Below are 16058 nucleotides of genomic sequence, written 5' to 3'. Positions count from 1 at the left end.
GGCCAGTGCGTTGATCAGCTTAGTGCTGCACCAGCAAACGTACGCTCTGCTGCTGCGCACCCGTGGTGAGGCGCACGATGTACACCCCATTAGCAAGGTTTTGCACGGGCAGCTGAAGCTCATGTGCACCAGCAGCCTGGCGACCAGAAACGTTTACTGCGTGTACGGTGGCACCAAGCAGGTTGGTAACCGTAACGCTAACGGGCGCCGACTGGCCTAGCTCATAGCGCAACGTGGCCGTGCTACCCGCAGGGTTTGGCAGAGCCACCAGTTGCAGAGCGGCGGCATCACGCTGGCTCTTGCTGGCCAGTACCGTGCCCTTGGGCACCGAGATTTTGCGGGAAGTATAGACGGCATACTGACCGGGAGCCAACGTGAGCGGAGCAGCAGGGTTGGTTACCACCAGAGCTTCACCGGTCAGGTAGTTATACCACGTGCCCGCCGACTGGAAGTTGGGAACTACGGTAGCACTCTGCACATCGAAGTTACCCACAATGGTAACGTTCAGGCGGGGGTCCGTAATCTGCATAGTTTTTACGGCACCGCTCAGGTTTTGCGTGAAGCTCGCTGGGTTTTCAAACACCGGCTCTTGTACTTTCAGGGCAATCAGGCTCCGGTACACATCATAGAGGTGACGGCGGTTGGGGTCTTGGTAGTAGTTCCACAGAGCTGGCTTGTTGGCCAACTTGCAGTCGCCATTGTTGGCGTAAGGCTGCGGAATAGTGCCATCGGGGCAGGAGAAGATCGACTTGTCATATCCAAGCTCACCGAATTGCCAGATCATTTTCGGGCCGGGCACGGGGAAGAAGAACGCAGCGGCCATTTCCTGACGAGCTAAAGCCGTGGGCAGGTTTTTCACGCTGTAAGAGCCGGAGGAATTACCGAACGTGAGATTCTTGTACATCAGGCGCTCCTCGTCGTGGCTTTCCATATAGGTTACCAGGTTTGGCTGGCTCCAGCCGCGGCCACCCTGGGCAGTACTGCCATAGTAACCATAGCTAAAGTTAGAGTCATTGATGTAGCCCATGGTGGCTTCGTTGTAGTTATGCGTCATTACGCCCCACAACATCAGGCCCATGTCAGACAACACCTTTTCCTCGTCGTTGCTACCCAAATGCTCCAGAATAGGATATACGTTGGGGTCTACACTTACCAGGAAATCGTGGTAATCTTTCCAGATGTTCACGCGCGACTGATCATACTGTGACCATGCGCCAGCATCGGTAGTTACCTTCTGCGTAAAGCCTTTGCTGAGGTCGAAGCGGTAGCCGTCGATGTTGTACTCCTTGATCCAGAACTCCATTACACGCTTGCTGAAATAGCGAGTAAAGGCGCTTTCATGGTTGAAGTCGTAGCCTACGTTGAAGGGGTGCGTGGCATCGGCGTTAAACCAGGGGTTGTTGGAAGGTTTGCCGTTGTTGAAGTACATCTGCACCATGGGGCTTTGGCCAAACGACTGGTTGAGCACCATGTCCAAAACTACCGCAATACCGCGCTTGTGGCACTCGTCAATGAAGCGCTTCAACTCATTTTTGGGGCCGTAATACTTGTCGGGAGCGAAGTAGAACGACACGTTGTAACCCCAGCTTTCGTTGCCTTCGAACTCGTTCACCGGCATCAGCTCAATCACGTTTACGCCCAGGCGCTGCATGTAGGCCAGGGTATCGATCAGGGTCTTGTAGTCGTGGCGGGCAATAAAGTCGCGGGGTAGCAGCTCATACACTACCATATCCTCGCGCTTGGGGCGCTGGAAATTGGTAGCCTGGAACGTGTAGCCGGGGGCATTGCTCTGCAGTACCGATACGTTGCCGTTGGCACCAGCAGCGGGGTACGCCTTCAGGCCCGGATACACCGTGTAGCCGGAGGCATTGATATACGCATCGTCGGTGGGAGTCAGGATCTTTTCCGAGAAAGGGTCAGCTACGCGTAGGCCACCATCAATCAGAAACTGATAGGCATATTCCTGTCCGGGGGTGAGGCCATCAATCTGCACCCACCAGCGGCCATCCACGCTGTTATCGGCCATGCCGGAAGCATTGGGGGTGCGCTTCATATACGAAGCGTCGTTGGCCGTCCAGTTGTTAAACTCCCCGATAACGTGCACAAACTGCTTGTTAGGGGCAGTCAGGCTGATGATAGCCGAGGTGCCGCCGTTCAGATAGGTTACGCCATCTTTCTTGGCGCCAGCGGGCAAAGCAGCCAGCGTTACGGCGGAGCGCGACTGTACCACTACTTCGGTGGCCTCAGTGGTGGCACCTTTTGTAGCCGTAAGGCGCAGCGTGTTGTTACCAGCCTGGGTAAGGGTTACGTTGGCCGTAATACTGGTGGCATTGGCCTGCTCAGCTACTTTGGTACCATTGAGGAACAACGCCAAGTCAGCAGCCACGGCGGTGGTGCCGCTCACGGGAGTTGGCGTGTTGAGGGCAAACAGGAACGGGCCAACACCAGCGGGATTCGTGAAACGCAGGTCAAAGGTGTTCTGGGCTACATCAACCAGAATATCGGAGTTGCCGTCGCCTTTGCCTTCGGGTTTGCCCCCATCTCCGCGGAACACCATGGCCAGCTTCAGGATGGTTTCTGAGCTGGTGAGACCGGGGTAGTACGTGCGGGGCGTGAAGGTGATACTGTACTTGTTATTGCCCAGGGGAGTCATTTTCTCCTCGGGGATAGGTGCACTGAAACTCGTGCCCTTCACGTGCTTCCAATCGGTGTTGGAAGTGCTTTGGTTGGTGATAACACCCGTCCAGATGTAAACATTGCCGGTGTAACCGGCTAATGCCTTATTGCCCTGGTTAGCGTCGTAGATCAGCGTTACCGCATCGGTATCTTTAAAGATGGTGGGCTGAGTGGTAACTATCTGAGCGTGCAAAACGGGCATTGCAGCTAGAAAAGCCACCAGACTCAGGAAAAGTCGAAGTGCTCTCATAGAAAAAAGTTGAGTTGGGAATTTTAGAAATACGAACAGCGACTGATGCCCTATTAACTTCTTACCGGATGAGTGAGGAGTCACATAGTGCAAGGGGGCATTAAAGATACTGCACATTCCTCCCATTGACCAAGCCCCCTGGCCCTTTTCTTGTAGCTTTGAGCTACTTTCTTAGCCAAGCCCACGCCACCACCCATGTTGTACTTCTCTGCGTATTTCCAGTCTGCCAAACGCTTGGGCTGGCGGTGGCTGGTAGTACTGCAGCTAGCCGCGTCAGGTAATGCAGCTGCCCAACTCCCACTGCGGCCCGCAACCTTACCCCTGGATACTACTGCCGCGCTTACTCCTACTTTCTCCGATTCAAGTACGATTCGGCTGACCAAGCGTCTGCCAGTGTTGGCGGGCGGCCTTGTGTTATCATATTCTGGTACGCTGTATCTGCTGGGCCAGGGCTGGTATACGGGTGAGCGAACGAAGTTTCATTGGTTTAACGATCTGCCGGAGTGGAAGCAGCTCGACAAAGCCGGCCACTTTTGGGGAGCCTTCCACGAGAGCCGCGGCGCGGTGGATATGCTGCGCTGGGCCGGTGTACCCGACCGGAAAGCCATTTGGTATGGGGGCTTTGTGGGCTTTTTATTGCAGAGCCCCATTGAGCTGCTTGATGGCCGCGACCCGGAGTACGGCGCTTCCGCCACTGATCTGGCGGCTAACTTCCTGGGCTCAGTGGGCCTCATTGGGCAACAGCTGGCCTGGAACGAGGTGCGCCTCATGCCCAAGTACTCGTTTCATACCACCCGTTACGCCAAGATTCGGCCTAACGTACTTGGCAGCAGCCTCGGCGAGCAATACCTCAAAGACTACAATGGGCAAACGTACTGGCTTTGCGCCGATGTGGGAGCCTGGCTGCCAGCTACCAGCCGCTGGCCGCGGTGGCTGCAGCCTGCCATTGGCTACGGGGCCCAGCAGATGGTATACAATGACCGCGACGCCAACGCCGCGCTAGGCCTCACTCCCTACCGCCAGTTCTACCTCAGCCTCGACGTAGACCTGCGCCATATACCCACTAACAGCAAATTGCTGCGCCGGGTGTTTTACGTAGCCAGCATCTTTCACCTGCCCGCACCCGCCCTGGAGTGGAACACGCGCCGGGGCTTTGTGGCGCATGGTCTGTACTACTAACTCAGTTAACACTGCGTAGTGGCCCAGCACAGGATTTCACCTTTTCATTGCCGAATTTTACCCGTTCCACGTTATAGGGTGGACAGGCTGAAAAAATCAGCGTAATCACGATTGCTCAGCGAAAATCATTGATTTATGAACGTAGGAGATAGAGTACGTTTACTCACCGGCCGCGAAGAAGGCATCATTACCCGCCTGCTTGATAACGACTTGGTAGAAGTAGCCATTGATAACGACTTCACCATTCCGGTTTTGCGCCGGGAAGTGGTGGTAGTTGCCGCCGAAGAAACCAAAGCATTCGGGCAAAGTGCGGCGTCGGTGGCGGCCGAGAAAAAAGCGGCTTCTAGCGGAGCCGCGCGAGCCGCTCAGGCCGCTGGCGCCGCCCCGGCCCCCGCGGCACCCAAGAAATCAGAAGGGCCAGCAGCTCTGCCCGGCGCCAAAAACACGGCTACGGCGGTGCAAAAGGGGGTGTATCTGGCCCTCACGCACCAGTCGCCGGAGCTACTAGCGCTGCAACTCATCAACCACACTGAGCGGGATGTGCTCTTCACTTTCGGGGAGGAACGCAATGGTCAGTACCGGGGGTTAACTTCAGACAAACTGGCCGCAAAATCAGTAAGCAAGCCGCTAGGCCACTGGCATTTGAAGGATTTCGACAACTGGGCCGCGCCGGTGGTGCAGCTGCTACCGTTCCAGACGAACGGCACTACGGCATTTGAGCTTATCACCAAGCGTATCCAGTTCAAAGCCGCCAGCTTCTACACCAGCCGCCAGCCCAACGTACCGGTGCTGCAGCGAGAGGCCTACCTGTTTCAACTGGATGAAAAGCCCGCCGCACCAATAGCTATTGCTCCTGAGAAACTGGCCGAAACGCTCAAGGCCCAGCTCTCAGGCAACGCCCCTGCCAAGCCCGCAGCCGTAGCCCCCGCCCCTGAGCCAGCCAAAGCCATTGTAGCTCCGCCGCATGAGGTAGATCTGCACCTGGGAGCTCTTATGCCGGAAGGTGCCGATGGCCTCAGCAATACCGCCATTCTCAAACTCCAACTAGAGGCGTTTGAGGATACGCTGAGCCGTGCCCTGGCTACCAACATGCACGAAATTGTGTTTATTCACGGCTCCGGCAATGGCACCCTGCGCAAGGAGTTGCACAAGCTCCTAAGCCGCAACCGCGACATCAAGTTCTTTGAGGATTCGAAGAAGGAGAAGTTTGGCTACGGAGCTACGCTGGTGCGGCTGAAGTAGCAGCGGCCCACTACCCCAGCACATCCCGTCATCCTGAACGGAGCGAAGTATCTCATATTTGGAATAACTGGCCTAGAGCGGCCAGGACACCTCAGATAAGATCCTTCGCTCCGCTCAGGATGACGTGCTTTTTATGGGTAGGCCAGTTAGCTGTTTAGTGGTTAAGCATCAACGAAACGCAACCGTCAACACCCATCTGGTTACTTTGCGGCTGAAACCACCTCCGCCGCATGAAACTTCCCGCGCTACTCGCCGCTTCTCTCCTTTCTCTATCTGCACTGGCACAGCAGCCGCTGCCAGTGCCGCGCAATCTGCAGGCCACGTACGCCAAAGGCACCCGCTCTGAGAGTGGCCTACCGGGCCCCAAGTATTGGCAGAACTCCGCCGACTACAAGCTCACCGTTTCCTTCGACCCCAGTACCCGGCGCGTGGCCGGTACTGCCACTATTGCCTATAACAACCAAAGCCCCGACTCGTTGCGGCAGATCTGGTTCAAGCTCTATCCTAACCTCTATCAAAAAGGAGCAGCCCGGGCTTCTTCCATCAAGCCGGAAGATGTAAGCGAAGGCATACAAATTGAAAAGCTGACGATAAATGGCCAAACCATAGACGTGAGCAAGCTGCGTGCTGATGCTACCAACATGCCAGTGCCAGTTAGCCGCGCTATTGGGCCTAAGCAGACCGCTCAGATTTCTGCCACGTATTCCTATATCCTCAATAAGGGCTCCCACACCCGGACCGGAGAGGTAGAACCTAATGCGGATTTTGTGGCCTACTTCTTCCCGCGCATTGCGGTGTATGACGATATTGATGGCTGGAACCGCAACCCTTACCTCGGCTCCCAGGAGTTTTACAACGACTTCGCCAACTTCTCCGCCGACATCACCGTGCCCAAAAACTTTGTGGTGTGGGCCACCGGCGACCTGACCAACACCGATAAGGTCCTTGCAAAAAAGTATGCCAAGCGCCTCCAGGATGCTGAGAAGAAAGATGGCATCACCAACATCATTACCGAAGATGACCTGCAGCGCCGCGATATTACGGCCGCCAACGCTCAAAACACCTGGCACTTTGAGGCCAAGAACGTAACGGATTTCGTGTTTGCTACCACCGACCACTACGTGTGGCAGTCGAGCAGCTTAGTGGTTGACCCCGCTACCAAGCGCCGCACCCGTGTTGATGCGGTTTATAACCCCAAGCACAAGGATTACGAGGAGGTAATTCAGTTTGCGCGCAAAACGGTGGAGGCCATGTCCTATACCTTCCCGAAGTGGCCCTTCCCCTACTCCCACGAAACCATCTTTGATGGCCTCGACCAGATGGAGTACCCGATGATGGTGAACGACAACCCCACGGAAAGCCGCCAGGATGCCATCACCCTCACCGACCACGAGATATTCCACACGATGTTTCCATTCTACATGGGCATCAATGAAACCAAGTACGGCTGGATGGATGAAGGCTGGGCTACCATTGGCGAGTGGATAATCTCGGGCATCATTGACCCCAAGCTGGACGACGACTATGGCATTGCTCCCTATGCCCGCGGCGCAGCCACCGAAGACGATGTGCCGATTGTCACGCTCAGCACTCAACAGACCGGTACGGCTTTCTACCTCAACTCTTACCCCAAACCTGGCCTAGGCTACCTCTACGTGAAGGATATGCTGGGTGATGAGTTGTTCACGAAGGCGCTGCACACCTACATCCGGAACTGGAACGGCAAGCACCCCATGCCCTATGACTTCTTCAATTCCATGAACGCTGGGGCGGGCCGCAACCTCAACTGGTTTTGGCAGCGCTGGTTCTTCGACTCAGGTTACCCTGACCTCGCCATTCAGCAAGTCACGAAAACCGGTGCTGGCTATGATGTTGTAGTAGAATCGAAAGGCACAAAGCCCGTACCCGTTGACCTCACCATCACTTACGCCGACAACTCCACGGAGAAGCTGCACCGCACTATCGCCGTCTGGGAATCGGGCACCAAAACCGTTACAGTACCCGTCGTCACTACTAAAGCGGTGAAACAAGTGAAACTAGGCGCTACCCTCGTGCCCGACAGCTACCCGAAGGATAATGTGTGGGACGGGAAGTAACAGCTTAAATCATTTACATCAGTATATGAAGGCTTTAACCTTGGTGCTGTTATCAACTTCCCTTATAGTTTCTTGCAAGAGTAAGAACCTCATGCTAAAAAATGCACCTAAAGAATACTGGGAAGTGTTCAGTATAAAAGGATGCTATAGGATTAAGGATGTTAACCCTATAAGATTTGAGAGATGGATATTGAAGCAGGACACTTATGACTTATACAAATTCTATAGAGACGGTAGCATTCATCCTGCAAGTCGTAGTGGCCGCGATTACGGAGTAGAACAAACTTGGCAGCTACGAAATGACTCCATACTTCTGGATGGAGATCTTAGAAAATATGCTGTTCACAAAATCACCGATGACTCTCTCATCTTATATCGAAACGCGACTTGTATAGCTTATAAAGGCACTGAAGTGATGCCATATCAAACGGAAGAAATTTTTTCTATAATTAGGAAGAAGGGTTATCCACTGGAATGAAGTCGCTACTTGAAGTTTGACATTGCATACAATAAAAAAGGCCAGCCCATTACAGGCTGGCCTTTTTATATAATCACTCCTCCAGAATTACAGGTGAGCGATAGTATCGGGGTTACCGTCTGGGTCGTTTTTCACGGTACCGCTGGTGGTGAAGTTCTTGCCTTTCATTAGCAGAACGCCAGCCATGTGCGGCGTAGCCATAGAAGTACCGCTTATAGTGTTGTAGCCACCGTTCAGCCACGTCGACTGGATGTTTACGCCGGGCATGCAGTAATCAACCGGTGGGTTGCCGTAGTTGGAGAACGACGCCCAGGTATCGGTGTTGTTCATGGCCGAAATGGTGAAGATGTTGGCACCATTCACCCGAGCTGGTGAGTGATTGTTGGCATTATCCGTTTCGTTGCCGGCGGCCAGCGCGAAGAGTACACCACCCGCGGAAGCCCGCAGAACAGCATCATCCAGCGCCTGCGAAACGCCGCCACCGAGGCTCATGTTGGCCACATCACCGGCTTTGCCGTTGGCGCCTACGTAGTCAACACCCGCAATAACGCCGGAGTTAGAGCCACTACCACGTGAGTCAAGCACCCGCACTGCCACTACTGAAGCATTAGCAGCTACACCTACTACACCAATGGTGTTGTTTTTAGCCGCAATGGTGCCCGATACGTGCGTGCCGTGGCCGTTGCCATCGTCAGGAGAAGCATAGTTGGCGCCGCTGGTCAGGAACGACTTGCTGCGGGCAACGTCTACGTTCAGATCGGGGTGGTCGAGGTCGATGCCGGTATCAATGATCCAGGCAGTTTTGCCAGTGCCGTCGCCGGTGCCTACCCGCGCAATACCGTAGGGCGTAACCTGGGCGGGCTGGGTAGTACCACCGCCGGAAGAAGGCTTACCCAGGGAAATAACTTTGTCAGCTTCTACGTAGGCCACTCGGGCATCTTCGCGCAAAGATTTGGCCTCAGCAGCACTCAGCCGAGCCGAGAAGCCTTTGAGGGCATGGCCGTAGGCAAAGCCTAACGCATCGGCGCTAGCGCCACGGGCTTTCAGGATACCCTGTCCCACTGCTTTAACTTTCTTTACTTTCTCGGTGTAAGGCTCACTCCCACTCAATTCAACCGCACCGTCTTTCAGTACTACAATGTACTGACCAGGAATAACGTCAGCGTCGCTTTTCGCATCGCTGCTGCTTTGTGCTACGCCGGCTGAGGAAGGCTGAACAGCATCTTCCGAGCAGGCAGTGAAGGTAGCGCTGGCAGCAATTGCGGTGGCACTTAAGAGCCAAGCGAGGCGGGCATTGCGTTGTTTCTTCTGCATTCTACTGAGGTAAAAGGGTGGAAAGAAAGTATCAACTTGCTGTAGTAACCTTCTTCAACTGGGGAAGGAAAAGTGCTAGTAACTGTGGGTACTAGCGAAGGGTTATGGCAGCTACATCGACTGACGCAAAGTATAAATTGCGCCAAACAATCAGCCATAACCATTGCAAAACATTATAATTTAACCTCACTATTACCATCAATAATTCATCAAAAACACACTTTCATTGCATTTAAACACATGTTTACGGGCTATTCAATAAAATTTTGTTAATAGAATAAATTATATGGTTAATCAATTTATTAAGATTAGATCAAGACTATTTAAAATGACAATATTTACATAGTACAACTATCTCAGAGTTAACTCTTAAAACAAATATTACTGATGGTGACAACTAAAAGTGCTTTAACCGTCCCTCAATACGTACCTTTGTCTGCGTGATGAGTCGCCTCACCGCGGCGCCGCAAAGCGACGAGGAAAGTCCGGGCAACGCAGAGCACCCTGCTTCCTAACGGGAAGGACTGAGAAGCGTAAAGTAACTCAGGACAGCCAGTGCCACAGAAAATTACCGCCAAGCGGTGAAGTTGTGAAAAGTGAAATTGTGAACCGTAAGGCTTTCACAACTTCACAAACTCTCAATTTCACATTTGGTAAGGGTGAAAAGGTGCGGTAAGAGCGCACCAGCGGCTGGGCAACCATGCCGGCTGGGTAAACCTCAGGGGTTGAAAGACCAAATAAGCTGGCACGCGGGTCCCTCGGGGCCGGCACCGGGCGGCTCGTCCGGCGTCAGCGGGTAGGTTGATGGAGCCTTTCCGCGAGGACTGGCCTAGATAAATGGTGAGGCCGCTTCTGCTTGCAGGGGCGGACAAAACCCGGCTTACAGACTCATCACTCAGCAGCACCGGCTGTTCTGGCTCCGGCTAGAGCAGCCGGTTTTGTTGTATCCCTGCGTTACTTCGCATTTCGTTCCTTTTGTGCCCCTGCCCTTCAACTCGTATATGTTTCAGACTTTCCTTTCTTCTATTGCCATCTCGCGGGGCTTACTGAAAGCGTTGCTACCGCTGGTGCTAGGCCTGTTGCTTTTTACGGTAGGCCAGGTACAGGCGCAGGAGGTACTGCCCGCCACGGCCAATGTATACGTTGACCCCGCCGGGGTACTCCGGTGGGAAGGCAGCCGCCAGGAAGTAGCGTTGTTTGGCGTAAACTACACCGCACCTTTCGCTTACTCATATCGGGCTCACCGGAAGCTGGGCGTTAAGCTAGAGCAGGCCATTGACCAGGATGTATACCATCTGTCGCGCCTGGGTGTGAATGCGTTTCGGGTACACGTCTGGGATGTGGAAATTACCGATACGCTAGGCAACCTGCTGGAGAATGAGCACTTACGCCTGCTCGATTACTTGATTCAGCGGCTGAAGCAGCGCCACATTAAAATTGTGCTTACGCCTATTGCCTATTGGGGCAATGGCTACCCGGAGGCTGATACTGCCATGACGGGCTTCTCCTCTATTTACCCGAAAGGCAAAGCTTACAATACTCCCCGCGCTATTAAAGCCCAGGAGAACTATCTGGCGCAGTTCCTGAACCACCGCAACACCTATACGGGGCAGCTTAACCGTGAGGACCCAGACATCATTGCCTATGAAGTCTGCAATGAGCCCCACTACCGCCAGCCAGAGGCAGAGGTAAGCTTATTTATAGAGCGTATGGTGAAAGCCATGCGAGCTACAGGATACCGCAAGCCCATCTTCTATAACATAGCCGAAAGCCCGGCCGTATCGAATGCCATCCTTAACAGCCCCGTTGATGGGTTTACGTTTCAATGGTATCCCTCGGGCCTAGTGAATGGGCACACGCTGCGCGGTAATCCGCTGCCGTTTGTAGATCAGTACCCGATTCCGTACCAGCAGGACCCGCGCTTTAGTGGTAAGCCTCGCCTGGTGTATGAGTTTGAATCGGGCGACATCCTCAATCCGGTGATGTACCTTACGATGGCCCGCAGTTTTAGGGCGGCGGGTTTCCAGTGGGCCACTCAGTTTGCCTACGATCCGCTGGCCCTGGCCTACGCCAACACCGAGTACCAGACCCACTACCTCAACCTGGCCTACACGCCCGCTAAGGCCCTGAGCCTCCTGATTGCCGGCAAGGTGTTCCGCCAGGTGAAGCGGGGGCAGCAGTTTCCCGCTTACCCCGCCGATACTGCCTTCAATGGGTTTAGGGTGAGCTACCGCAATGGCCTGAGCGAATTGAACTCGCCTACTGAGTTCTATTACACCGGAACCACCGCTACCAGGCCCACCAAGCCCGCAGCATTGCGCCACGTAGCAGGTACTGGCTCCTCGCCGGTAGCTAGCTATGAGGGCACTGGCGCTTACTTTCTTGACCGAGTAGCTACGGGTATCTGGCGGCTGGAGGTGATGCCGGACGCCACCGCCGTGCGCGACCCGTTTGCCACTACTTCTCTCCGCCAGCCCGTTACCCGCATTGATTGGAATACCCAGCCCATGCGCCTCACCTTACCTGGCCTAGGCACCAACTACTCTGTGCGAGCAATAAACTCAGGCAACAGCTTCCAGGGTGTGGCCAGTAACGCCACCATTGGCTTAGCGCCGGGCGTGTATCTGGTAGCGGCCAAGGGCAAAGCTACCAGTGCCTATACCGCGCAAACTCCCTTGGGCGCCATTAAGCTGGGTGAGTTCGTTGCCCCTGCCTCCTCGGGTCAGCCTGCTCAGGTAGTGCATACGCCGCAGGTGCAGGTGGCCGCCGGCCGCCCGGCCACCATCCAAGCTACTATTGCAGGAGCCAGCCCCACCGACTCGGTACTGCTTATTGCGCAGCACTTTTATGGCCAGACCCGCCAGCTACCCATGCGCCGCCTTACGCAGACTACGGCTGAGGCCACGGTGCCCGCTGAACTGCTCTACCCCGGCCTGCTCCGGTACTGGATTGTGCTCCGGCACAACGGCCGCAACACCACCTTCCCGGGTAGCTTTGCCGGTAGCCCCCGCGACTGGGACTACGCCCCTAAAGAGCACTGGGAAGCCCCAATTGTAGCGGCAAGCACACCGCTGCCGCTATTCCGAGCGAGCCAAGACCAGCAGCGCGTGGAGGCTGGTGGCATTAGTGGCGGCGGGTGGGCCGATTATATAACCACCGCCTCCGGCCAGCTGGCGTTGCGCTTGTTGCAGGCACCACCCGCTGCTACAGCAGCCCCCACTACCCCAGAAGCACCCGTGGCTTTCCTGCGAGCCTACTTCGGCGACCGGCTGGCAGCCCGAGCCAATGAGGCCGGTAACTTCAAGGAAGTAGTACTGCGGGCCCGGCGCAGCGTGGGCGCGGGCGCGGTGCAGCTGGTGCTGACCACTCAGGATGCCGCCGCGTACGTAGCGTCAGTAGAGTTAGGCCCTGAAATACAGGAAGTCAGAGTACCACTCGCGACTTTCAGGCTGGGGGCGCAGGTACTGCTTCCTCGTGCTTACCCGGGTTTTCTGCCCCTCACGTTCCGGGCTCCGGGCCCGGCTGCATTGCCCATAACCCAGGCAGAAGCGCTACAGGTGCTCCTTTTACCTGGCCCGGTGCAAAGTGGCCAGGAGCGGCCCTACCTCGACATTGAGTCTATTTCTCTGCAATAAAGATCTCGGCGCACTGGCTGGCCTCTATCGTTCCGGATGGCTGGTATAGCAACTCTGGCACCTTCCGTACGCTAACCCGTACTACACGTATCGGACGTGCCTTTTCGTTACTTTCGCTGCCCAACTCCCTTTCCTACTTATGCCTCGCATCTTAATTATTGACGACGAAAAAGCCATTCGGCACACGCTGAAGGAGATTCTCGAATACGAAAGCTACCAGGTAGATCAGGCCGAGGATGGCCCTACTGGCCTGGACATGCTCATCCGGGATAAATACGATGTGGTACTCTGCGACATCAAAATGCCCAAGATGGATGGCATTGAAGTGCTGGAGCGGGCTCGCATTGTGGCCCCCGATGCCGCCTTTATTATGGTGTCAGCCCACGGCAACGTAGAAATGGCGGTGGACGCCACCAAAAAAGGGGCCTACGACTTCCTGCAGAAACCACCAGACCTGAACCGCCTGCTGGTAACGGTGCGCAACGCCCTCGACCGTACCAAGCTGGTGACGGAAACCAAGACGCTCAAAAAGAAGATTGCCAAAAGCTCCGAAATGGTTGGCGACTCGGCAGCCCTTGGGGCGGTGCGCAAGGCCATTGAGAAGGTAGCCCCCACCGATGCCCGCGTGCTGATAACCGGCCCCAACGGCGCTGGTAAGGAGATGGTAGCCCGGCAGCTGCACGAGCAAAGCAACCGCGCCGGTGGCCCCATGATTGAGGTAAACTGCGCCGCTATTCCTTCTGAGCTCATTGAGTCGGAGCTGTTTGGCCATGAGAAGGGCTCCTTCACCTCTGCCGTAAAGCAGCGCATTGGTAAATTTGAGCAGGCTGACGGGGGCACCCTGTTTCTGGATGAAATCGGCGACATGAGCCTTTCGGCCCAGGCCAAAGTGCTCCGCGCCTTGCAGGAAAGCAAGATTACCCGTGTAGGCGGCGAGAAAGAGATTTCGGTGAACGTGCGCGTTCTGGCCGCAACCAACAAAGACCTGCTCCAGGAAATTGCCGACAAAAACTTTCGCGAAGACCTCTACCACCGCCTCTCCGTTATCCTGATTCAGGTTCCGGCCCTCAACGACCGGCGCGAGGATATTCCGGCGCTTATTGAGAAGTTCCTGCAGGACATTGCCAATGATTATGGCAATAAGCCCAAGAAGATAGATGCCGCTGCCCTTAAGTACCTGCAGGGCCTCGACTGGCGCGGCAACATCAGGGAATTGCGCAACGTGGTAGAGCGCCTCGTGATTATGAGCGACGCTACCATCTCGGAAGAAGACGCCCGCGCATTTGCCGGCAAATAACTTGGCATTATGGCGAGCAGATGAGGTGCGCGAGGTGCAGCCTAGCTACCCTCTCTTGCTCCATGAGTAAAACCGTTGACCTGAGCTGCGTGTACTGTCCACGTAGCCTAAACGAAAGCCCTTACCTCCCGTGTGGAAGTAAGGGCTTTTGCTTAGGATAATGACGCTCAGCTTGCTGTAACGGACTATCCTATCAGTTTAAAATAGTTGAGGCTATACCATCTGATTACATCCCCTGATATCGGAGTTATCGAGCCGGCCCAGTACCTCAAAGGAACCATCGGGGTGCATGCGGGCTAAGTCTTTGGTTTCAATAAAGGCGCAGCTATCCACATTGGCCAGGTCAATAATATTGATAGCACCAGCCTCTAGTGATGTTGATACCGAAAATGGGTCGGAAGGGTCGCGCAGGAGGATGCGCAGTTGCGGCGGGGCGTAGAAGCGGCCGTCGCCGAAGCTGTAAGCCTGGCCTAGCAATTCCGTCATGCCATACTCTGAATGGATACCTACGGGCCCAAAACCTTTCCGCAGTTCCTCATGCAATTCCTCCCGAATCATCTCGCGGCGCCGACCCTTCATACCGCCGGTTTCCAATACTGTGAGGCCATGCAGCGCCGGGTCGCCGGCGTAGGCCTCTACCAGATCCAGCAGGGCGTAGCTTACCCCAATCAATAGCACCTGACGCGAGGTATCCTGCTGAGCTTCACGCAGAGCCGCCAGCAAAGCCTTGTGGTTGTGCAGGAAAAAAGCTCCCTGGTATTGCCCCGATTGCTGGGCGAAATAATCTACCATGGCCACCAATGACGACTGCCCCTGCTCCAGGTACGAGGGCAGCAGCGCCAGAACAGTCCAGTGGGTGAGGGGGCCGTAGTAGTGCTCAAAGATGCGCGCCGCGTGCTGGCGGTACAGCAACGGGTCGCGCACGTAGTGGTGGCTGCGCTGCTGTTGCGTAGTGCCGCTGCTCAGAAAGGTTTCAGCCGGCGCCCACTCCGAGGCATCGGTACGCACGTTGTGGGTCTTGAAGAACTCAATGGGCAGAAAGGGTATGTCCTCCAGACGAGTCACGGCCTGCGGGTCGCGGCCCAGAGTCCGTAAGTACTCGCGGTAGGGTGCGCACTGCCGGGCCTGATAACGGAACAGGCCTAGCGCCGCCGCGGGTGCATCGGCCGCAGTCAGGTGGGGTAGGGCAGACAAATACTCGTCGCGGAAACTCATTCAGATGTAGTAGGGTTTGCGAAACAGTAGAACAATGTGGCCGCCACTTCGTTCGTTAGGAAGTTGTACCTTCCGGCCGCGGCCACGCCGTTTTCATCCTCCGTTTCACTACTTGTTATGGCTCTATCTCGTACTCTGTGCTTTGGGGCGCTGCTACTAGCTGGCGCGGGCATTACGTCTTGCCTAAGCGCACCAGACTATCCCGACGTACCGGAGATTACCTTTAAAAGTATTCAGCAGCGCCACGTTGATACCCTGACGGGGGTATTCGACCGTGTTATCGTGACGGTAGGATTCAAGGATGGTGACGGCGATTTGGGGCTCAATACCGACGACATCAACTCACCCTTCAATGAGCTGGATTTGAACGGCCAGCCTAACCGCTACTACAACAACTACTTCTTCCAGCCTCAGCTGCGTAACAGTAATAATCAGTTTGAGGACTACAACCTGGCTTTCTCTTACAATGGCCGCTATCCGCGCCTCTCACCTTCTGACCAGGGAGGACGGAAGGAGCCACTTAAGGGAGACCTCAATTTCAAGGTTGATTTCTTCCAGGGCACCTTCCCTCCTAAGTCGGTAGTGCGGTTTAAGGTGAAGATAGCCGACCGTGCACTACACGAGAGCAACGAAGTAATTACCGAACCCATTACGGTGGACTAGCTATTCAGCAGAC

At 55.2% G+C, this 16058-nt stretch carries 9 protein-coding genes and 1 other RNA gene; 7 read left to right on the top strand and 3 right to left on the bottom strand.

Translation table 11 applies throughout. The features are described from left to right. Positions 1–19: 19 nt before the first annotated feature. Positions 20–2878, bottom strand: a complete 2859-nt coding sequence (locus tag HMJ29_RS14835; RefSeq protein ID WP_253805646.1) for an alpha-amylase family glycosyl hydrolase — start codon at positions 2876–2878, stop codon at positions 20–22. A 243-nt stretch (positions 2879–3121) separates the two neighbouring features. Here HMJ29_RS14835 and HMJ29_RS14830 point away from each other — a divergent pair, with 243 nt between their 5' ends. From HMJ29_RS14830 to HMJ29_RS14820, 3 genes are all read left to right on the top strand, one after another. Then, positions 3122–4105 carry a YfiM family lipoprotein gene (locus HMJ29_RS14830; RefSeq protein ID WP_216634063.1) on the top strand — a complete coding sequence of 328 codons (984 nt, stop codon included), beginning with the start codon at positions 3122–3124 and terminating at the stop codon, positions 4103–4105. 135 nt (positions 4106–4240) lie between these two features. Further along, positions 4241–5347 (top strand): Smr/MutS family protein, encoded by a 1107-nt coding sequence (locus HMJ29_RS14825; protein ID WP_171592223.1) that lies wholly within the window; start codon positions 4241–4243, stop codon positions 5345–5347. A gap of 230 nt (positions 5348–5577) precedes the next feature. Next, a complete protein-coding gene (locus HMJ29_RS14820; RefSeq protein ID WP_171592222.1) occupies positions 5578–7443 on the top strand; it encodes a M1 family metallopeptidase in 1866 nt (621 codons plus the stop codon). Between the two features lie 565 nt (positions 7444–8008). Here HMJ29_RS14820 and HMJ29_RS14815 read toward each other — a convergent pair. Beyond that, complete coding sequence (locus tag HMJ29_RS14815; protein ID WP_171592221.1) at positions 8009–9235, bottom strand: S8 family serine peptidase; 1227 nt, start codon at positions 9233–9235, stop codon at positions 8009–8011. 440 nt (positions 9236–9675) lie between these two features. Between HMJ29_RS14815 and rnpB the strand changes: the two genes are divergently transcribed. The 3 genes from rnpB (at position 9676) to HMJ29_RS14800 (ending at position 14167) form a co-directional block, all read left to right on the top strand. After that, positions 9676–10134: RNase P RNA component class A (gene rnpB, locus HMJ29_RS14810), an RNA gene on the top strand. A 102-nt stretch (positions 10135–10236) separates the two neighbouring features. Then, positions 10237–12870, top strand: a complete 2634-nt coding sequence (locus HMJ29_RS14805; RefSeq protein WP_171592220.1) for a beta/alpha barrel domain-containing protein — start codon at positions 10237–10239, stop codon at positions 12868–12870. Between the two features lie 139 nt (positions 12871–13009). After that, positions 13010–14167: a sigma-54-dependent transcriptional regulator gene (locus tag HMJ29_RS14800; RefSeq protein WP_171592219.1), complete on the top strand. Its 1158-nt coding sequence runs from the start codon at positions 13010–13012 to the stop codon at positions 14165–14167. Between the two features lie 213 nt (positions 14168–14380). On the opposite strand, the gene HMJ29_RS14795 is transcribed toward HMJ29_RS14800, so the two are convergent. Continuing rightward, positions 14381–15382 (bottom strand): acyl-CoA synthetase family protein, encoded by a 1002-nt coding sequence (locus HMJ29_RS14795; protein WP_171592218.1) that lies wholly within the window; start codon positions 15380–15382, stop codon positions 14381–14383. A 117-nt stretch (positions 15383–15499) separates the two neighbouring features. Here HMJ29_RS14795 and HMJ29_RS14790 point away from each other — a divergent pair, with 117 nt between their 5' ends. Continuing rightward, positions 15500–16045, top strand: coding sequence for a hypothetical protein (locus tag HMJ29_RS14790; RefSeq protein ID WP_171592217.1), 546 nt, complete (start codon positions 15500–15502; stop codon positions 16043–16045). Positions 16046–16058 lie beyond the last annotated feature (13 nt).

It is taken from the genome of Hymenobacter taeanensis (assembly GCF_013137895.1).
In the GTDB taxonomy this organism is placed as follows: Bacteria; Bacteroidota; Bacteroidia; order Cytophagales; family Hymenobacteraceae; genus Hymenobacter; species Hymenobacter taeanensis.
This window is presented reverse-complemented; position numbering and strand designations above follow the sequence as displayed.